At 37.9% G+C, this 19,807-nt stretch carries 16 protein-coding genes; 10 read left to right on the forward strand and 6 right to left on the reverse strand.

Annotated elements, in window-relative coordinates; all coding sequences use genetic code 11:
• Positions 1-287: 287 nt before the first annotated feature.
• The 8 genes from OM074_RS07900 to OM074_RS07935 all read left to right on the forward strand — a co-directional run bounded on the left by OM074_RS07900 (position 288) and on the right by OM074_RS07935 (position 11,504).
• A complete protein-coding gene (locus OM074_RS07900; protein ID WP_301198919.1) occupies positions 288-1,574 on the forward strand; it encodes a cytochrome b N-terminal domain-containing protein in 1,287 nt (428 codons plus the stop codon).
• Positions 1,575-1,587: 13 nt separating this feature from the next.
• Positions 1,588-2,049, forward strand: a complete 462-nt coding sequence (locus OM074_RS07905; protein ID WP_301198920.1) for a QcrA and Rieske domain-containing protein — start codon at positions 1,588-1,590, stop codon at positions 2,047-2,049.
• The gene (locus tag OM074_RS07910; protein ID WP_301198921.1) at positions 2,049-4,349 is read left to right on the forward strand and encodes a tetratricopeptide repeat protein; all 2,301 of its coding nucleotides are present in this window, start codon (positions 2,049-2,051) and stop codon (positions 4,347-4,349) included. Before OM074_RS07905 ends, OM074_RS07910 begins: the two co-directional genes overlap by 1 nt.
• An 849-nt stretch (positions 4,350-5,198) precedes the next feature.
• On the forward strand, positions 5,199-7,145 hold the full coding sequence (locus tag OM074_RS07915) for a peptidylprolyl isomerase (RefSeq protein WP_301198922.1): 1,947 nt from the start codon (positions 5,199-5,201) through the stop codon (positions 7,143-7,145).
• Between the two features lies 1 nt (position 7,146).
• On the forward strand, positions 7,147-7,995 hold the full coding sequence (locus tag OM074_RS07920) for a hypothetical protein (RefSeq protein WP_301198923.1): 849 nt from the start codon (positions 7,147-7,149) through the stop codon (positions 7,993-7,995).
• 21 nt (positions 7,996-8,016) lie between these two features.
• Positions 8,017-9,384 carry a peptidylprolyl isomerase gene (locus OM074_RS07925; protein ID WP_301198924.1) on the forward strand — a complete coding sequence of 456 codons (1,368 nt, stop codon included), beginning with the start codon at positions 8,017-8,019 and terminating at the stop codon, positions 9,382-9,384.
• Positions 9,385-9,428: 44 nt separating this feature from the next.
• A complete protein-coding gene (locus tag OM074_RS07930; RefSeq protein WP_301198925.1) occupies positions 9,429-9,854 on the forward strand; it encodes a hypothetical protein in 426 nt (141 codons plus the stop codon).
• A gap of 69 nt (positions 9,855-9,923) precedes the next feature.
• Positions 9,924-11,504 carry an OstA-like protein gene (locus tag OM074_RS07935; RefSeq protein ID WP_301198926.1) on the forward strand — a complete coding sequence of 527 codons (1,581 nt, stop codon included), beginning with the start codon at positions 9,924-9,926 and terminating at the stop codon, positions 11,502-11,504.
• A gap of 159 nt (positions 11,505-11,663) precedes the next feature.
• Here OM074_RS07935 and OM074_RS07940 read toward each other — a convergent pair whose 3' ends face one another.
• From OM074_RS07940 to OM074_RS07960, 5 genes are all read right to left on the reverse strand, one after another.
• Positions 11,664-11,885, reverse strand: coding sequence for a DUF2795 domain-containing protein (locus tag OM074_RS07940; RefSeq protein WP_027472068.1), 222 nt, complete (start codon positions 11,883-11,885; stop codon positions 11,664-11,666).
• 78 nt (positions 11,886-11,963) lie between these two features.
• Entirely contained in the window at positions 11,964-12,524 is a 561-nt protein-coding gene (locus OM074_RS07945) for a cob(I)yrinic acid a,c-diamide adenosyltransferase (protein ID WP_301198927.1), read from the reverse strand.
• 219 nt (positions 12,525-12,743) lie between these two features.
• Positions 12,744-13,535 carry an O-methyltransferase gene (locus OM074_RS07950; RefSeq protein ID WP_301198928.1) on the reverse strand — a complete coding sequence of 264 codons (792 nt, stop codon included), beginning with the start codon at positions 13,533-13,535 and terminating at the stop codon, positions 12,744-12,746.
• A 47-nt stretch (positions 13,536-13,582) separates the two neighbouring features.
• Positions 13,583-14,362: a patatin-like phospholipase family protein gene (locus tag OM074_RS07955; RefSeq protein ID WP_301198929.1), complete on the reverse strand. Its 780-nt coding sequence runs from the start codon at positions 14,360-14,362 to the stop codon at positions 13,583-13,585.
• Between the two features lie 8 nt (positions 14,363-14,370).
• Positions 14,371-15,318 carry a hydrogen peroxide-inducible genes activator gene (locus tag OM074_RS07960; protein ID WP_301198930.1) on the reverse strand — a complete coding sequence of 316 codons (948 nt, stop codon included), beginning with the start codon at positions 15,316-15,318 and terminating at the stop codon, positions 14,371-14,373.
• A 151-nt stretch (positions 15,319-15,469) separates the two neighbouring features.
• On the opposite strand from OM074_RS07960, the gene OM074_RS07965 reads away from it, so the two are divergent.
• Positions 15,470-15,937, forward strand: a complete 468-nt coding sequence (locus OM074_RS07965) for a Dps family protein (RefSeq protein ID WP_301198931.1) — start codon at positions 15,470-15,472, stop codon at positions 15,935-15,937.
• Between the two features lie 168 nt (positions 15,938-16,105).
• Here the strand turns inward: OM074_RS07965 and OM074_RS07970 are convergent, their stop codons facing one another.
• The gene (locus tag OM074_RS07970; protein WP_301198932.1) at positions 16,106-18,106 is read right to left on the reverse strand and encodes a fructose-1,6-bisphosphatase; all 2,001 of its coding nucleotides are present in this window, start codon (positions 18,104-18,106) and stop codon (positions 16,106-16,108) included.
• A 228-nt stretch (positions 18,107-18,334) separates the two neighbouring features.
• Here OM074_RS07970 and purT point away from each other — a divergent pair, with 228 nt between their 5' ends.
• Entirely contained in the window at positions 18,335-19,531 is a 1,197-nt protein-coding gene (gene purT / locus OM074_RS07975) for a formate-dependent phosphoribosylglycinamide formyltransferase (RefSeq protein WP_301198933.1), read from the forward strand.
• Positions 19,532-19,807 lie beyond the last annotated feature (276 nt).

Consider the following 19,807-nt stretch of genomic DNA (forward strand, 5'->3'; position numbering starts at 1 on the left):
GGTAGTTTCCACTTCAGAGCCTGTCCCGATCAAACGGGAGGATGTATGGAGGAGTATAACGAGAAAGTACTTTCAGTTTGTAAGTAACCACTCTTAGTTAAAAGAGTTTTCTCACACCCCCTACCAGGGGAAGATTGATTCCCGTGATGTTTATTATTTTTATAGTAATGCATTATGCATCAAGGAAATCAACCATCCACCTGTGGCCGGACAGATGGGTGGTTTTAAAATATTTGCTATTTTTATGTTTCTTTGTGTTGTCTCTTTTGTAACATACACAACTTATAATGGCAGTAAAAAGTACAGGAACAAAGATTCCATCATCAATACAAAAATTCTTACTTCATCTGCACCCGGTTAAAATTGATTCCAGGGCAACAAATTTTACTCACACTTTTGGCTTAGGGGGTATATCTGCATTGCTTTTTGTTTTACTCTGTTTCACCGGACTTATATTAAGGTTTTCGTATATTCCTACTGTTGAGCATGCTTACGAATCAATCCTGGCACTTCAAAGCAACACCATTTTTGGTCAGTTCATCCGCAACCTGCACCATTTATCCGCCAAGCTGTTGGTTATAGCATCATTTTTACATTTAATCAGGGTTTTATACACACAATCTATATATAAAAAACGGGCAGAAAACTGGGTTTATGGTTTGCTGATGATGTTTTTAGTTGTTGCATCAAGTTTTACCGGATATCTTTTACCCTGGGATCAGCTGGCCTACTGGGCTGTAACCGTAATTACACAGATTATTGAATATATTCCGGGTGTTGGGCATCATATTGCAAACCTGGTAAGGGGTAGCGAAACCGTTGATGGAAATACCTTGCTCAATTTTTATTCGTTACATACAGGGATATTTCCCATCCTTTTTATTTTTTTAATGTGTATGCATTTTTGGCTGGTACGAAAAGCAGGAGGTGTTGCTCTTCCTAAAACCAAAGAAAAAAATAAGGTAGATGTGATCTCTCACCTGGTTTGGAAAGAAGTAATGGTAGCCAGTCTGGTTTTGGCAGGCATATTTTTGGTAGCTGTATTTTACCATGCCCCATTGCTCCACCAGGCCAATCCGCTAAAAAGTCCAAATCCGAGCAAAGCGCCATGGTATTTTCTGGGAGCACAAGAGCTGCTACTGCATGTGCATCCTGTTTTTAGCGCAGTAATTATTCCAATAACAATGGGATTCTTTTTCCTTTACTTGCCATATTTTAATTTTTTAAAACCAAACACAGGGGTTTGGTTCAACTCAGCTTTGGGCAAAAAAATCACCATTCAGTCCGGTATATTTTCATTTGTATACACATTTGTGTTAATCTATATTCTCGATCATTTTTTACACTTTGACCTTTGGTTTAAATCATGGCCATCGTGGATAGCTACAGGATTAATACCCTTTTCCCTATACATGGGTCCTGCACTCGGTTTCCTTTCATTTTGGGATAAAAAACACAAGGCCAACAAAACTGAATTGATGATGGCATCGGTTACCATATTATTTGCTTCCTACATTTGTATGTTACTTATATCTCTCTTACTTAGAGGCAAAGGGATGCTGCTGATTTTTTAATTATTGAAGAACAATGAAGTTTAACAGACGAACATTTATAAAACGGTTATTCATAGCTGCGGCTTCTATTGAAACTTTCTTTTTGATAAAAGGAAGCATCAGCAAAACACATCTCGAAAAAGATAAAAAGGAATTATTCAATGCCGGGAAAGCCGACTCTTTTGAAAAAAATAAGCCATACCCGTTTTTAACAGGTCAGTTTTTCCTTAGGAGGTTTGATGACGGGGGATTTATTGCCATGTCGATAAAATGTACCCATTTGGGATGCATAGTACAATCCAACATAAAAACCGGCGGGTTTAACTGTCCCTGCCACGCATCACAATTCAACAGGTTTGGCGAAGTATTATCTTCTCCCGCCACCCGTCCGTTAGATTATTTTCCTATCACCATAAAAAATGGTGATATACTGGTTGATACCAGCAAACCAACCAAAAGAAAGTCGTTTTCAAAATCGCAATTAACTTACGTATAATGGAGAATCGTAAAAAAATTGAAAGAATCAGCTTTACGGCAATGGCTGTTACCATATTAACCGTGCCTCTATATCTTTTAATCCATACCTACGGTCAATCCAGCGATACTACATTGGATTCAGCCCAATATGTAGGACGCCAAGCATGTATTGAATGCCATCTAAATGAATATACCCAATGGACTGGATCGGATCACGACCTGGCCATGCAACCTGCCAACGACTCAACCGTATTGGGTAATTTCAACAACCAAACCATTGAATACAACGGCATGACACATAAACTTTTTAGGAAGGATGATAAATTCTTTGTGTATACTGATGGTGAAAATGGTGAAATGGAAGAATTTGAAGTTAAGTACACTTTTGGCTATTATCCGTTGCAGCAATATCTGGTTGAATTTGACAAGGGACGCCTGCAAACCCTTCCGCTAACATGGAATTCAAAGGACAATGCATGGTACCATATGGCCAATGAAATTTATAAAGATGAAATCATCGAACACAACAACTGGCTTCACTGGACCAACCAGGCTCAAAACTGGAATAGCATGTGTGCCGATTGCCACTCCACAAACCTGGTAAAAGGTTACGATGTTGACCATGATTCGTACAACACCACCTGGAACGAAATTGATGTAAGCTGCGAAGCCTGTCATGGCCCGGCCTCAAAACACCTTGAATGGGCAGCTAAAGCTGAATACGCACGTAACGAACACAACAACTATGGACTGGTGGTACAAACCAGCAATATTGACAACAAACAGTACACTGATTTGTGTGTTCGCTGCCATACCCGACGTGGTACCGTTTCTGATTTTAAACACAGTGCTGATATATACAACCATACTATTCCAAACCTCCCTACAGGTGAAAACTATCACATTGATGGCCAGATTTTAGATGAGGATTATGTTTATGGGTCTTTTACCCAGAGCAAGATGTTTATGCAAAACGTTCAGTGCAACGATTGCCACGATGTACACAGCACCAGGCGCCACTTTGAAGATAACCGACTTTGTACTCAATGTCACAGGGCAGATGATTATGATACTTACAACCACCATTTCCATAAAAAATTTGGGGAACAAGGCAATGCGGTAATTGCTGATGATGGCGTTAAGTTTGCAGTGGGCGAAGGAACCCGTTGTATCAATTGCCATATGCCGGCTCAGTTTTATATGGGGGTAGACTACCGTAACGACCATAGCATAAGAATTCCCCGTCCGGATTTAACCAAAGAACTTGGAACACCTAATGCCTGTAACCAATGCCATGCAGATAAATCGACCCAATGGGCTATTGATTACGTAAACAAATGGCATGGCGTGGGCAGACCGTACCAATACGGATTGGCCTTTAAAGAAGCACAAACAGGAAGCCCCAAAGGATTTGATGACCTGGTAAACATATATAAAGACGAGGTGTACCCCGAGATAGTCAGAGCCATTGCCGTACATTACCTTGGTGTGTATTACCAATCACAGTCGAAAGATATTTTATACACAGCCATAAACAATTTTAACGGACACATCCGTTATAATGCCTTGCAAAGTCTGGTTGTTAATGATCAAAAGTCGCTCAATAAAGTGTTAGAAATGCTTAGCGACAATACAAAAGCCATCAGAATTGAGTGTGCCACAAAACTAAATACCCTACAGCCCGATCAGATTCCGGTCAAATACAAAAAAGCGTATGCAAAGGCTCAAAATGAATATCTGGAAACATTAAGGTACAGTGCAGATTTCCCTACCGGAAAATTCAACCTGGCCAACTATTATTACAACACAAACCAAATTGACAAAGCAGAAGAGTTTTTTAAAAGGGCGTTAAAACAAGACGATCAGCTCCATACCATTAAAATCAACCTGGCTTTATTATATAATTCAAAAGGAGAACATAAAAAAACAGATTTATTATTTAAAGATTACCTGAAACATATGCCTGAAGATGGCAACACTATGTTTAGCTACTCGCTCTTTTTATCGGAACAAAAACGATATGACGAGTCAATGGAATATTTGCTAAAAGCACATAAATTATCGCCCAAAAATTCCAGAATTGCCTATAACATAGCCATGATGTATGATTTTGAAAACAATAAAACAGAAGCCATAAAATTCTTAAAAACGGCTATCGACAACTCCCCTAACGACCCCGGATTTTATGTAGCCCTGCTACAACTCCATGTAAAATACCAACAAACTGCAAAATCAAAAACAGTAGCACGTACTATCCTGGAAAAATTCCCGGATATAAGTGACAAAGAGCAGATTGAGGCAATAGCGAACAGAAAGTAGCGTGAGTGGTGATTGATGAGCAGATAGCTACTAGCTGCCAGCCATAAGCTACCACCATTGACCTTTGACTAATTGACTATTGACCATTGACCAATAACCAACCCCTTCCCTAAAGGCGAAGCCGTCCTAAAAGCTAAAGCGAAGCGTCCTATTAGCTATTCGCTATCAGCTATCTATTACAAAAGGTAAGGAACCGATCTTATTTCCGTTTTTGATTATAAAGATCGGATCCTATAATATTATGCAATTGATAGATATTTTCCCATAGACCATTGACTAATAACCATTGACAATTGACCATTGACATAGTGACTAATATCCAATAACCAACCCTTTCCCTAAAGGCAAAGCCGTCCTAAAAGCTAAAGCGAAGCGTCCTATTTACTATTCGCTATCAGCTCTCTATACAAAAGGTAAGGAACCGATCTTATTTCCGTTTTTGATTATAAAGATCGGATCCTATAATGTTATACAATTGATAGATATTTTCCCATAGACCATCGGCTCCCCTACCTCTAAAAAACCATTAGCTACTCGCTACCAGCTATAAGCAACCACCATTGACTAATGACCATTGACTAACAACTAATGACTAATATCCAATAACCAATCCTTTTCCCTAAAGGCGAAGCCGTCCTATTAGCTAAAGCGAAGCGTCCTATTAGCTAAAGCGAAGCGTCCTATTAGCTATTCGCTATCAGCTAATTCACCTTTAACCTTTCATTAACTTTTCTTTCTCAGCCTTTTTTGCTTTCTTTAGCCACCCGAATTAGCTTCAAACACAATAATACATCAAAAAATATGTTTGAACTAAGGACATGAAAATTTTAGTACCATAATTGAATAAAAATGACAAGAGTTAAGCTTCTATTTATCCTGGTTGCACTAATTATCATAAATACAGTATCAGCACAGGATTCTCACACTTTAGTAACTATTGGAGATAATAACTATAGTATTGAAGAGTTTGATTTTATTTATGGAAAAAACAACAGTTACACCGAAGAACCAAAATCAAAAAAGGAATATATCGACCTGTTTGTCAACTATAAGTTAAAAGTACATGAGGCCATGGCCCAGGGGTTTGACACCTTAGATTCATTTGTTAAGGAATTTAACTATTACAAGGCAGAACTGGCCAAACCTTATTTATCGGACAAGTCGGTAACAGAGGAACTAAAAAAAGAAGCCTATCAACGTCTAACCCAGGAAGTGAATGCCAGTCATATTTTAATCCGCACAGAAAAATCGGCTTCTCCCGAAGACACATTAAGAGCATACAACAAAATCAAATCCATACAAGAACGAATTAATAAGGGTGAGGACTTTAATAAGTTGGCTGCAGAATTTTCTGAAGACCCATCTGCAAAACAAAACCAGGGTAAGCTTGGATTTTTTGGTGGATTTATGATGGTTTACCCTTTTGAATCGGCTGCATACAATACAGCTGTTGGTGAAGTTTCGGATATTGTAAAAACATCCTTTGGCTACCATTTAATTAAAGTACACGAAAAAAGGGATAACAGGGGGGAATTAAAAACAGCACACATCATGATGATGTTCAGACCTGATGCCCCAGAAAGTGTTATTGCAGAAAAGAAAGCCAGGATTGATTCCATTTACCAGCAAATAGTAAAAGGAGACGACTTTGGAACCCTGGCACAAAACTTCTCTGAAGACAAAAACAGTGCACGCAACAACGGGGAATTGCCATGGTTTGGTACCGGAAGGATGATCCCTGAATTTAGCGAACCAGCCTATAAACTGGATTCAATCGGGGCTATTTCAAAAGTAATCCGCACTCCATACGGCTTCCATATTATCAAACTTTTAGAAAAAAGAGGCATTAAAAGTTTTGAGGAAATGGAAGATGAAATCACAAATAAAATTTCAAGAGATGAAAGGGCTTTCAAGGAAAAGAAAGTAGTTATCGACCGTTTGAAAAAAGAATATAACTACCAGGAAAACAAAGAGCTTATCAATCAGCTAAAAGAAAACGCTTCCATTGAAGCAGATCCGGTTTTTTACAAAAGCCTTGAAGAATTAACCGGCAGCATTGCATCATTTGCTTCACAAGAGGTAAATACGGGTTCGTTAAAAGAGTTTTTACAGTCGAACCGCCAGTTTACTAAAAAGCGAAAAGCGGCCTTAATAGAGCAACTGGTAAACGACTTTATTGAAAAATCTATCCTTGACTACGAAAAAAGCCAGCTGGAAAATAAATACCCGGAATACAAATTTTTATTAAACGAATATCATGATGGTCTGCTGATATTTGAAATTAGTCAAAAAGAAATCTGGAATAAAGCCAGCCAGGATAGTGCTGGAATTGAAAACTATTTCAACAGCCACAAATCAGATTATTTTTATCCGGAAAAATTGATTGGAAAGGCCTTCTTTATCAAAGACAAAAAAGATATTAAAACAGTAAAAAGTCATTTGACAGCTACACCTGAAATATCTGTGGACTCATTAAAACAAATTATCGGAACAGATAAAATCAAATGTATCAATGGTGAATTTGAAAAAGGGGAATACGTGGCTATCGACAAGCAGGTTTGGAACATCAAAAAATCAGAAGGCAAAACAGATGAAGCCTACCCTTATGTATATGCCATAGGCGAAACAACTGCTAAAAAACAAAAAGCACTTGACGAAACTAAGGGACAGGTTATTAGCGATTACCAGACTGAAATTGAAAACCAATGGATAAACCAGCTTAAAGAAAAATTCAATCCGGTTGTCAACACTAAAGCCTTAAAGTATTCGCAAAAAACAATAAAAAGTAAACCTTAAAATGAGATTAGCATCTTTTACAGGAATATTGATAGTTTACATACTCACTTCGTGTAATACCATTTCAAACCACGAAACATCGGCTCCTGTTGCCGAAGTGGATGGACAGATATTAACGATAGACGAGCTACAAAAAGCTATTCCCAAAAACTTAAGCAAAAATGACAGTCTGGCTTTTACCCAGAACTATATTTCGAGATGGGTAAAAGAAACTCTGTTGCTCAGGAAAGCAGAACTGAATTTATCTCCTGAAGAAAAAGATGTGAATCAGATTTTAAAGGATTACAGGGCATCACTTTTAATTAATAAATACCAGCAAAAACTCTTATTGGCAAAACATTCCCCTCTGATTACTCACAACGAAATAGAGGATTATTACAACCAGATGAGTGAAAATTTTATTTTAAACGAAGATGTTATTCAAGGTATCTTTATAAAGATTCCCCTGAATGCACCCAAACTATCAGAACTTAAAAAATGGTATAAGTCTGATAAACCGGAAGATTTAGTTGCACTGGAGGAATATTGCTATCAAAATGCTCAAAATTTTGATAACTTTTTAGACAAATGGGTATCGGTAAAAACCATTTCCGATTTGATGCCCTCCCCTATTCCCAATAATCCAAACTTTTTAAAGTACAATAAATTTTACGAAACTTCCGATTCGCTGTCTCATTACATGGTTTCGTTCCGCGATTACCACAAAACAGATGAAGTAGCTCCTATACAGTATGTTTCAGATAAAATTAAAGCTATATTGCTAAACAAAAAACGCATCGAATTCATCCAAAATCTTGAAGAAGAGTTATACCAGGAAGGTTTGAAGCAAAAAGTTATAAAATTCTATTAAATTTGCGCAAAAAATTACCTTATGCAAAAAATATATTTCTCACTGATCATTTCAATAATAACCATCTTTTCATTTGAAACAACTTTGATTGCACAAAAAAATGTAATTGACGAGGTTATTGCCGTTGTTGGCGACAATGCCATCTTAAAATCGGACATTGAATACCAGTACCAACAAGCCATCATGCAAGGTATGTCGGCTAAAGGCGACTTGAAATGTCAGCTTTTTGAACAACAGTTAATTCAAAAAATGATGCTAAACCAGGCCGTACTGGATAGTGTTGAAGTAAATGAGAATTCGGTTATTAACGAGGTGGATCGCAAAATGAATATGTTCATTGACCGTGCCGGAGGAAAAGATAAGCTTGAAGAATGGTTTAAAAAATCGATCATTCAAATTAAAAAGGAGCAAATGCAGGTAGTGCGCGACCAGATGTTAACCAATTCAATGCAACAAAACATCACCAGCGGTATTGAGCCAACACCTTCGCAGGTTAGGGCCTACTACAGAAAAACAGACCCGGACAGTTTGCCTATGGTACCTGTACAATACGAAATTCAAAAAATTGCTATTTACCCTAAAATTGACCAAAAGGAAATTGACAGGGTAAAATCAAAGCTGCGTGATTTTCAGCGCCAGGTGGCCGAAGGCAGAGACTTTGGTACATTAGCGGTTCTTTATTCTGAAGACCCGGGTAGCGCCAGTCGTGGAGGTGAAATGGGATGGGCAACACGTTCGACCTACGTACCTGAGTTTGCTAACGTAGCATTTAATATCCAGGAAAAAAACAAGGTTTCTAAAATTGTGGAAACAGAATTTGGTTATCATATCATCCAGTTGCTGGATAAAAAAGGAGAAAGGATCAACGTGCGCCATATCCTGTTAAAACCAAAAGTATCGGCTGATGCCAACACCAAGGCTATAAGCAGGCTGGATTCAATCAAAACCTTAATTAACGACGAGAAATTAAGTTTTGAAGATGCCGCTTATTATTTTTCGATGGATAAGGATACCAAAACCAACGGAGGGTTGATGGTGAACCAACGCACACAATCGTCTCAATTCGAACTGGAAGTGTTAGCTGCCATGCGCCAACCAGCACTGGCAAAAGAGCTTCAAAAACTTGAAGAGGGAGAGATTTCAGAGCCGTTTAACATTAAGGATGAAAAGGGAAAAGATGTTTTCATCATCATTAAGCAAAAAAGAAAAATTCCCCCTCACCGCGCCAATATGAGCAACGATTATCAGTTGATTACCGATATCATGACTCAGAAAAAACAAGAAGATGCCATACACGAATGGATTAAGGAGAAACAATTAGATACTTATATCACCATCAGGGAAGAATGGTCAGGATGTAATTTTGAGTATAAAAACTGGATAAAGTAAATTATTTTATATAATTTAGGAGGGCTTAACGTGAAGATTGGAAGATGGTTACTTCGGGGCGGAAAATATATTTCTACATCATTTCTTTGTTGATAATAAACACCTCTTGTATACGGGAGGCTTATTACATTACCGGAAATGCTGTGGTTATTGATGATGAAACCCTGGCGCCTGTTTCCAATTCTTCAATTGTTTCGCAATGCTTCTATCAGGAAAATATCGACAAAAGCTCCTTTGATATCCAACATTCAAAAACAGACAGTCTGGGTAGTTTTTCTCTTGAATTTAATAAGGGATATAAAATTAGCATGGTTATTGATGCTGAGGATTACATGAAAAATATAATTCAGTACAACCCAAGAAGGGATCAATTGCCAGATACCATCTATCTTAAAAGAAGAGTTAGTTTTGAAACCTCTGCAGCCAAAGCCCCAAAGGCAAATTTGTTAGAAAAAAAACTCGGGCAATAACATACTATTTCTTTATTTGCTTTTTACTGCTATTTTTGCCAAAAATATTTATTCAATTTGTTGTTTTTAATGATACGCACTTTTAAGAGCACATTACCATACTTTTTATGCTTATTTTTTATAAGCGCTCTTCATGGTCAAAAAAAGATCAATGTTAAACATGCCGATTTTTTAAAGGGCAACAAAGCCATATTTGGGAAAGACGTTAATGTTCTTATCGGAAACGTTAAGTTTACCCATGAAACAGCAACCATGTTCTGTGATACTGCATATCTGTATGAAAAAGAAAACAAGTTAAACGCAGTTGGTAATATCCATATCATTCAGAACGACACACTACACCTGTACGGAAAAAAACTAAATTATTACGGCAATACCGGACTTGCCGAAGTAAGAGAAAACGTAAAGCTGGTTAACAAAGACGTAACCTTAACCACCGAATACCTGGACTACGACAGAAAAAACAACATTGCATATTATTACAACAATGGTAAAATTGTAAACAAGGATAATATTTTAACCAGTAAAAAAGGTTATTATTACCCGAATACCAATACCGCTTTTTATAAAGACAGTGTTGTGGTAACCAACCCTAAATACACCATGTTTTCAGATACCTTAACTTACCACACCGTAACAAAGGTAGCCAGCATTGAAGGTCCCACGTTTATTATAAGCGAAGAAAATACTATTTATGCTGAATCTGGTTTTTACGATACCCAAAACGATGTTGCCCTTTTACAGCACAATGCATACGTTGACGGCAAACAGCTTTTAAAAGGAGATTCGATACATTACGACAGGAAAAACGGCATTGGAGAGGTATTTAACAACATGGAACTACATGACACAGCAAACCATGTGATTATAGCAGGAAACTACGGTTTTTACAATGAACTAACCCAGGATGCCTTAACTACTGAAGATGCTCTTTTAATGCAGATTTATAACAACGATACCTTATTTTTACATGCAGACACCCTGGAAGCTGTTCCCTTAGAAAACCCTGAAGAAAAACTGATTAAAGCATACAGAAAAGTACAATACTACCGTAGCGACATGCAAGGCAGGTGCGACTCCATGGTATTTGATTCGAGGGATACAACCAACTCGTTTTATCATGAACCCATTATGTGGTCGTTGGGGAACCAGCTCACTGCCGATGAAATTAAAATGTATACCAAAAACGAAGTAATGGATAAGGTGGATTTAATAAACCGCGCCTTTATCATTTCGGAAGAAGATTCTGGCCGATACAACCAGATTAAAGGGAAAAGCATGACTGGTTTCGTTAAGGACAACGAGATATATAAAATTGATGTTGATGGCAATGCCCAGTCAATATACTACCCCATGGATAAAGAGAACGCCATTGGTGTTAACAAGGCTGAATGCAGCAATATGATTATCTACCTGAAAGAAAGAATGGTTAGTAAAATCAACATGCAGGTATCCCCAACAGGAAAAATGTCGCCTATCATATTGGTTCCCGACGAAGAACTCAGACTTCAGGGCTTTTACTGGCTGGAAATGTTCCGCCCCAAAAACAAAAAAGAAATCTTTACATGGAAAGAACTCCCGGAAATTGACCGGGGCGAAGACAGGTCGGAATATAATTTAGATGAAACCTATTCTGAGTTTGAAAACTAGGGGCTTATAGCGGATAGCTTTTAGCTTATAGCGGATAGCGAATAGCGGATAGCTTATGGCGGATCAAGCCAATAAGCAACAACTAATAGCCAAACATAAAAAAAGCTGCTATGATTTTTACACCATAACAGCTTCTTTTCTCTTTAGCCCCGGCTGGTACTAATATTCATCTTCGTTAAAGAAAAAATCATCCTTGCTAGGATAATCAGGCCATATATCTTCAATACTCTCATAGATATCTCCCTCGTCCTCAATCTCCTGAAGATTTTCGATAACTTCCAATGGTGCTCCTGAACGAATCGCAAAATCGATCAATTCATCTTTTGAAGCTGGCCAGGGTGCATCCTCTAATTTTGATGCCAATTCTAGTGTCCAATACATACCCTGAAATTTTAAATATTAATGTTTGTTAAATATTGATTCTGTTATTTTCTGCGAATATAAAAAAAAACTTAAAACTCACAACTCAGGAATCCAAGGAATTTCATTTACTTCAAAATGTTTTGACAAATAACGAGACAATACAAACAAATAGTCCGATAACCGGTTGATATATTTTATTACCCAGGGATGTACTTCTGAATATTCTGCCATGGTTAAAATCCTTCTTTCTGCCCTTCTGCATACCGTTCTGCTAATATGGCAATAACTTATACATGGATCCCCACCTGGAAGTACAAAATATTTCAACGGAGGGAGTGCTGCTTCCATCCGGTCCATTTCTTCTTCCAGCTGCTGTATTTCAGATTCATCATAGTTCATTTTCTCTCTTAAATCAGCCACATTGGAGTCTGTAGCCAGATAGGCGCCTATCTCAAACAGCTTCTTCTGTATATCAATTAACCTGTCCTTACTGCCACTATCAATCTCATAAGAACGGATCATCCCAATACATGTATTTAACTCATCAACGGTACCATATGCCTCAAGCCTCACATCATTTTTAGGTATGCGGGTACCTCCTATCAAACTGGTTCTCCCTCTGTCGCCAGTTTTTGTATATACAATACTCTTTGCCATCAAATATTATTTTATTCTCTAATTCCGGTTATTTAATGACTAACAATCTTAATGTTTAATAGTTCTAAAGGGAAAAAGGGAGAAGGGTGCTAATTGGTCATTGGTCATTATGTCATTGGTCATTAGACATTAATGTCATTCATAATTGGTTATTGGTTATTGTTAATTGATCATTGGTCATTGGTCATTGTTAATTGATCATTGATAATTGATCCCCCTCTACGGCCATCTAACCATATAATGCTGTTTTTTTACTTCTTTATTCAATATGGTTATTCCAAAACGAAACAAATCAAAAGAAATAGATACTTGCGGGTGGGCTACAACTTCTTTCCATGCCTGAGCCATATCGCGCGACCAATAAATATCATCGAAAATAAAAATGGCAGACTTTGAAGCTTTTTCCAGGCACAGGCTAAAATAATCAAGGGTTGCCTGATAATCATGATGCCCATCAAAATACACCATATCTACTGATTGACATTGCCTTAAAACAATAGGGAGTTCATCATTAAACGATCCACTAATCGGGGTAATATTATGTGCTCCTGCCTTTTTAAAAAGTTCTCCTGCCAAAACAGATATATTCGGACAACCTTCAATGGTAAAAACCTTCGATGCAGAATCAGGCATTGCAAGATAAAGTGTGCCAACCCCCAGGGAGGTCCCAAGCTCAATAATATTTTGGGGCTTAAACATAGCAACTAATCGAGAAATTAGCTCCCCCTGACGTTTGGGTGTAGCGTTATATTTAAGAATATCTTTAACCTTTCTGTCGTTATGCAAAAACTTTTTTGAGCCAGCACCCAAATCTGTAACTTTAACCAAAGTATGGTCATGCGCCAATTCTTCTCGTATTTCATTGATTACCTCAAAATGATAATATGAATGCTTTTCATAAAACAAATGACGAACCAAATCGAAAGCAAAGGGCGGGTGGATCCGGTGCCCTCTCCTATAACGCGCCTTGAATATATACTTTATGTAGGCCTTAACCTGAAACCAATTCATTGATATAATTTTGTGGGCAAAGATAAATAAAACATAAGCACAACAAATTAACCTTGCAATTCTGGTATCATAAATTTCTTTATCACCTTACAAGCAGAATCATAACCCACATCAATTAGCTCATCCACCTTAGAATAGTCCCAGGTTGGAAATTTTCGTATAGCCCTTGATTCAATATAAAAATCGCAATAAGTTCTGCTATGCCAGGTGTTTTGTGCAATAGCCAGGTTAAAAACCCGGTCTCCCACCTGCTTTACCGATTCAACGTTTTCTTCCCTGTTAACCGGCATCACGTTTGAGCCAACAATAGTATTACAATCACTAACCAGTGCTTCGGCCGGAAGGTTATGAAACAAACCACCATCAACATAACTACTGCCATTAATTGGTACAGGTGTAAACAAAACAGGAACACTTGCGCTGGCGATTACCCAATCGAGCAAACCTGTTCCTTTATTTACTATTTCACCTTTCCCCGAATTCAAATTAGAAACGCAAACCCAGTATGGTTTTTTAAGCCTCTCAAATTCATTGTACCCAATATATTTAAATAGTATTTCTTTAACTCCCGCCAGACTCAACAATCCGGCATGGAACCATTCTACTTTAAACCACTTGTAAATCTTTTCCGTTTTTAAAACCGAAGCAATTTCATCTGCATTAAAACCGGCTGCATACATCACACCCACTATAGCCCCCATACTGGTTCCGGCAATTTTATCCGGTACCATATCAAATTCCTCAAGAGCTTTAAGCACGCCAATATGTGCGATTCCCCTGGCACCACCACCACTTAGAGCAATGCCAATTTCTGTATCTGTTCTCATTTATTTAATTAATTTCTCCATTCAACAATATGACCTTCTGTTTGTAATGAAAGCTGCGAAGGTATCACTTCCTTAATGGTATTAAAAAGAACTTCCATTAGCTGATTTTTAACAAAATTGCGTGAATAAACCATACTCACTTCCCTTAACGGGTCACTTGCTCCTATATTTTTTACCTGTGCCTTTTTGTTGTTCAGCACCTGATCGGTCAATGCAAGTTCCGGCAATAAGGTATACCCACCTTCATCCTCCACCAATCTTTTAATCGTTTCGAGCGAACCACTTTCATAATTCACTGAAACCCGTTCCTTTAACTGGTCATGGTATGAACACAAATTAACAACCTGGCTTCTAAAACAATGTCCATGACTAAGCAACCATAATCCTTCACCAGCAATTTCTTCGGGTTCTACCCTTGCTTTTTGCGCCAAAAGATGCGAATTATTCACATATAAAAACATGCGCTCATAAAACAATTGCTTTTCAAAAATCCCGGCTTCTTTTATGGGGGTTACCAGTATGCCTATATCCAACTGATCCTTCTGAAGCATCCTGATAATATCTTCAGACAAAAGCTCTGAAATATTTAATTTTACTTCAGGATACCTTTTTGTAAACGCCCCAAGAAACAAGGGCAGTAAATAGGGCGCTAAAGAAGGTATGATACCCATATTTAGTTCTCCCGAAAGATCTTGCTTGTGCTCCTTGATCAAGCTATATATCCTGTTATTCTCAGCCAACACTCTCCTTGCTTGCTCTATTACTTTTTGTCCAATTTGGGTTGGAATAATGGGTTGCTTTGTCCTGTCAAATATGACAATATCCAGTTCCTCTTCAAGCTTTTTTATTTGCATGCTCAGGGTGGGTTGCGAAACAAAACACTTTTCACTTGCCGTAACAAAATGCCGATAGGTATCAACTGCAACAACGTATTCTAATTGAGTAATTGTTATCATTTTTTTCTGACTATACACATGTATCGTAAAGATAATCAATTATTATAAATCATATCTATACATACATAAAAACAATTGATTTGATTTATATATCAAAGAAAACAATCTTTGTATCAACAAATAAAAACAATAACAATAAAAACTTACAGACATGAAAAATTTAATAGGACTTGATCAAAACAAAGTAAAAGTATTATCCGGCAAATTAAACACACTACTTGCCAATTATCAATTATTTTATCAAAACCTCAGGGGATTTCATTGGAATATTAAGGGTCGTGATTTTTTTGAATTACACGCCAAATTTGAAGAATACTACGATGATGCCGTTATAAAAATTGACGAAATAGCAGAAAGGATTTTAACACTGGAAACAGAGCCATTACATACTTTCAGCGATTATCTTGAAAAATCCTCCATAGAGGAAACAAAGGGTATTTCCAATGGCATACAGGCAGTGGAAGTTGTTGTCAATAATTTTTCGACGCTTATAAGTATTGAAAGAGAAATTTTAGCGCTGGCAGGTGATGCTAATGACGAAGGAACCGTTTCTTTGATGAGTGATTATATATCGGAAACTGAAAAAACCCTTTGGATGCTTAATTCATATTTAAAGTAAATAAGATTACACAATATTCAACCCCAGGGATGCAAAGGACTCGTAGAAACGCAAAGACAATATAAATCTCAGTGTTTATTGGAGTTCCCAGTGTCCCTGGGGTTAAACTTTTTACTTACAATACGCAATCTGACTACTGAAACAGGCGTATTTTTCTCTAATGATTGATTAAGCCCTCTTCACCTTTACAATACCTTTACGGTAAGCTTCAAGCAACCTGTTTAACCCTTCAATTTGTTTACGGAGTTCATTTCCTATATCTGTATCTCCAACAGAAATACGATAAGTGGCATGTTCAATCATATTCCTTGTTGACACGATATCAATCTCATCTTCTATAGCTTTACGTTTCGACTCAAAGGGCTTATGCTCAGCAAGAATCAAGCTATAGGAATCGTACATTAAAGTATAACCAGCTATCCCGGTTACTTTTTGATAAGGCTTTGACATCCCTCCATCTATCACAAAAAGCTTTCCTTCGGCCTTTACCGGGCTTTCTCCTTTTGTAACCTTCACGGGAACATGCCCGTTTACAATGTGCGAAGATTCAGGATCCAGACCAAACTCCTCCAGAATCCGGCAACAGGTATCTTTATCATCACGAAGCTTATAATACATATTGCTTTCTTCTTTTTGGGCTTCCTTATCGTTTAAAAAATATCTTTCAAACGTAGCCATCTTCTTTTTTCCAAAGAGAGGTGAGTCTGCCCCACTCCACAAATACCACAAATAATCGCGGTCCTTGCTCATCCTTTCAGGATGCTCACGGTTAAAATAAGCACGTCGCGAAATCAGGTCAAACTGATCGCACAAGGCCTTGCCTTTATAAATTTTTCCATTGAGCTCCACTCCTTTAAAATCCCCTTTTTCATCCAAAGGGATACACCCATGGTACAATAAGTTTGAGTTATACGACAAATAGGTGGCACCCTTTGAGAAAAGCGTTTTAATATGGCGCTGCAGCTTTTCACTATTCAAAAATGAAAAGCGCAATTTTTCAGCCAGCTCCTGCTCCTCTTCTGTTAGCCTAAACGGATCAGACGGATCGATAGTTGGAAACAACTTGTCGGTTAATTCCAGCTCCCTGCCCCCGATCACAATGGTACCTTTTTCGTAATCTACCTTATCCAACAGCAAGCGATCATCCATTCCCAATTTGGGATTTCGCTTTATTATCTCAGCAGCCAGTTTCATTTCCAGAACAGCAATAGCTTTATGCATCCTGCTGGTCAGCTTGATATGTGTTGAGCCTATATTTTCAGGTGGTGTATTTACCGGAATAAAGGCCTCGCAAGGATCTCCTTTATAGGCCTTCATGGCAAATGTTGCTAAAGGCATCAGGTTAATACCATAAGCATCTTCCAGGGTATCCAGATTATTATATCTTGCACTCAAACGGATTACGGCAGCTATGCTGGCCCGTATACCACTGGCAGCAGCCATCCAAACAATATCGTGGTTACCCCATTGTATATCTACCGAATGATGATTTTCTATCAAATCCATAACCTTATCGGCATAAGGGCCCCGATCAAAAATATCACCAATAATATGTAATCGGTCAATAAGCAGGCGCTGGATAAATTTACTGATGGCCACGATAAAATGGTTGGCACGGTCTACATCAATAATAGACTGTATGATCTTGTCGAAATATAATTCCTTTTTTTCATTGGGCTCATTCAAAAGTTCATCTATTACATAGGCAAAATCTACCGGCATAGCCTTTCGCACTTTTGAGCGCGTATATTTATCTGCTGCCACACGGGCTACAGCAATAAGCCTGCGCAAAGTAATGGCATACCAGTTTTCCAGATCCTCTTCCTCTTTGGTTATAATTTCTAATTTTTCCTCAGGATAATAGATTAGCGTAGCCAACTGATTTTTTGTTTTCTCGCTCAAGGTATACTGATATACTGCATCAATCTTTTTGCGCACCATGCCTGATGCATTGCGCAACACATGACTGAATGTTTCATATTCACCATGTATATCTGTAAGGAAATGCTCGGTTCCCTTTGGCAGGTTCAATATAGATTCCAGATTGATTATTTCGGTACACGCAGCCTGCACCGTAGGAAATTTTTCTGCAAGAAGATTTAAATATTTCAATTCATCTTCACTATAGTCTTTTTTTAACAGCTCTTCTCTTTCGTAATCCAATACCATAATTTGATTTTTGATACTTAGTCTCTGCAAGCACTACTTATACAACAATTTTTATAACAACGAATACTAAATAAAGGTTGTTCTAATAGCTCTTGTTATTTACTAAATGCTGCGTAAAGATAATAAGGTTTTAGTTTTACTCAGGTATTAAGGTTTTATAATCAGTGTTTTTTCATCTCAAAATATAAAACTATTTTTGCGCCATTAACATTATTACACCAATTAATCATGAGCACATTATCCAATACAGTAATTGGCACACCTTTATCCCCATCTGCAACAAAAGTAATTATGTTGGGTTCGGGTGAACTAGGGAAAGAGGTTGTTATCGAATTCCAGCGATATGGCGTTGAAGTAATTGCCATCGACAAATACGAGAACGCCCCTGCCATGCAAGTGGCACACCGCAGCTATATAGTATCCATGCTTGATGGAGAATCATTGGCTAAAATAATCAGGGAAGAAAAACCGGATTATATTATTCCGGAAGTTGAAGCTATTGCAACAGATACTTTACTTGAATTGGAGAAAGAAGGTTTTAACGTAATTCCTACTGCCAATGCCACAAAACTAACCATGAACAGGGAAGGTATCAGGACATTAGCAGCTGAAGATTTAGGTTTAAAAACTTCACCATATAAATTTGCAGGAACAAAAGAAGAATTTGAAGCTGCCATTACCGAAGTGGGATGTCCCTGCGTGGTTAAGCCTATCATGAGTTCTTCGGGGAAAGGCCAAAGCGTGGTTAAAAGCAAGGCTGATATTGATTACGCATGGAACTATGCTCTGGAAGGTGCCCGCGGAAACAGCGACAGGGTTATCGTGGAAGGTTTTGTGGATTTTGATTATGAAATCACTTTACTGACCATCAGCCATGCCGGCGGAGTTTCTTTCTGTGCACCTATTGGCCACAGACAAGAGGGTGGCGACTATCAGGAATCGTGGCAACCTCAGGCCATGAGCGATAAAGCCTTAAAAGATGCTCAATACATTGCCGAAAAAGTAGTTAAAGCCTTAGGTGGAAGAGGTTTGTTTGGCGTAGAATTCTTTATCAAAGGTGATACGGTGTACTTCAGTGAACTATCTCCTCGTCCGCATGATACAGGAATGGTAACTATGATTTCCCAGGATTTAAGCGAATTTGCGTTACACGTAAGGGCTATCCTTGGATTACCAATTCCCAATATCGTTCAGCACTCCCCTGCTGCCAGTAGTGTAATCATGGTTGAAGGAAACTCAACCCAGGTAAAATTCAGCGGCTTAGAAGAAGCCCTGGCAGAACCGGATACGCAGGTAAGACTTTTTGGAAAACCTGAAGTACAGGGAGAAAGACGAATGGGTGTTTGTTTGGCTCGCGGTGCTTCTGTTGAAGAAGCCAGAGACAAAGCAAATAAAGCAAGTGCTGCAATTAAAGTGACTTTATAACAACAATAGTTCGTTAGTTTTTAGTCATTGGTCATTAGTTTATTTGTCAACAGCCTAGATTTCTGCATCTTATATAAAAATCTTTATTAATGTTAAATTTCTAAACATTAAACACGTACAAAAACTTAACGAATTAATGTAACAAACTATTGTAAAAAAAAATCCTCCAACAATTGATTATTTATTTATTTATTGGGGGATTTTTTATCACATCATCACTCCTTCCTTTAAACTCTGTGTTGCAACATTACATACAATCTGTTATTTTTGAGGTTC

It is taken from the genome of Plebeiibacterium marinum (assembly GCF_026013615.1).
Lineage (GTDB): Bacteria > Bacteroidota > Bacteroidia > Bacteroidales > Marinilabiliaceae > Saccharicrinis > Saccharicrinis marinus_A.

Coding starts and splice junctions, on each gene's coding strand:
- OM074_RS07930 (WP_301198925.1), top strand. CDS start 9,429: ATGGTTACTTCGGGGCGGAAAATATATTTCTACATCATTTCTTTGTTG.
- OM074_RS07945 (WP_301198927.1), bottom strand. CDS start 12,524: ATGGCAAAGAGTATTGTATATACAAAAACTGGCGACAGAGGGAGAACC.
- OM074_RS07925 (WP_301198924.1), top strand. CDS start 8,017: ATGCAAAAAATATATTTCTCACTGATCATTTCAATAATAACCATCTTT.
- OM074_RS07905 (WP_301198920.1), top strand. CDS start 1,588: ATGAAGTTTAACAGACGAACATTTATAAAACGGTTATTCATAGCTGCG.
- OM074_RS07965 (WP_301198931.1), top strand. CDS start 15,470: ATGAAAAATTTAATAGGACTTGATCAAAACAAAGTAAAAGTATTATCC.
- OM074_RS07915 (WP_301198922.1), top strand. CDS start 5,199: ATGACAAGAGTTAAGCTTCTATTTATCCTGGTTGCACTAATTATCATA.
- OM074_RS07940 (WP_027472068.1), bottom strand. CDS start 11,885: ATGTATTGGACACTAGAATTGGCATCAAAATTAGAGGATGCACCCTGG.
- OM074_RS07935 (WP_301198926.1), top strand. CDS start 9,924: ATGATACGCACTTTTAAGAGCACATTACCATACTTTTTATGCTTATTT.
- OM074_RS07910 (WP_301198921.1), top strand. CDS start 2,049: ATGGAGAATCGTAAAAAAATTGAAAGAATCAGCTTTACGGCAATGGCT.
- purT (WP_301198933.1), top strand. CDS start 18,335: ATGAGCACATTATCCAATACAGTAATTGGCACACCTTTATCCCCATCT.
- OM074_RS07900 (WP_301198919.1), top strand. CDS start 288: ATGGCAGTAAAAAGTACAGGAACAAAGATTCCATCATCAATACAAAAA.
- OM074_RS07920 (WP_301198923.1), top strand. CDS start 7,147: ATGAGATTAGCATCTTTTACAGGAATATTGATAGTTTACATACTCACT.
- OM074_RS07955 (WP_301198929.1), bottom strand. CDS start 14,362: ATGAGAACAGATACAGAAATTGGCATTGCTCTAAGTGGTGGTGGTGCC.
- OM074_RS07970 (WP_301198932.1), bottom strand. CDS start 18,106: ATGGTATTGGATTACGAAAGAGAAGAGCTGTTAAAAAAAGACTATAGT.
- OM074_RS07960 (WP_301198930.1), bottom strand. CDS start 15,318: ATGATAACAATTACTCAATTAGAATACGTTGTTGCAGTTGATACCTAT.
- OM074_RS07950 (WP_301198928.1), bottom strand. CDS start 13,535: ATGAATTGGTTTCAGGTTAAGGCCTACATAAAGTATATATTCAAGGCG.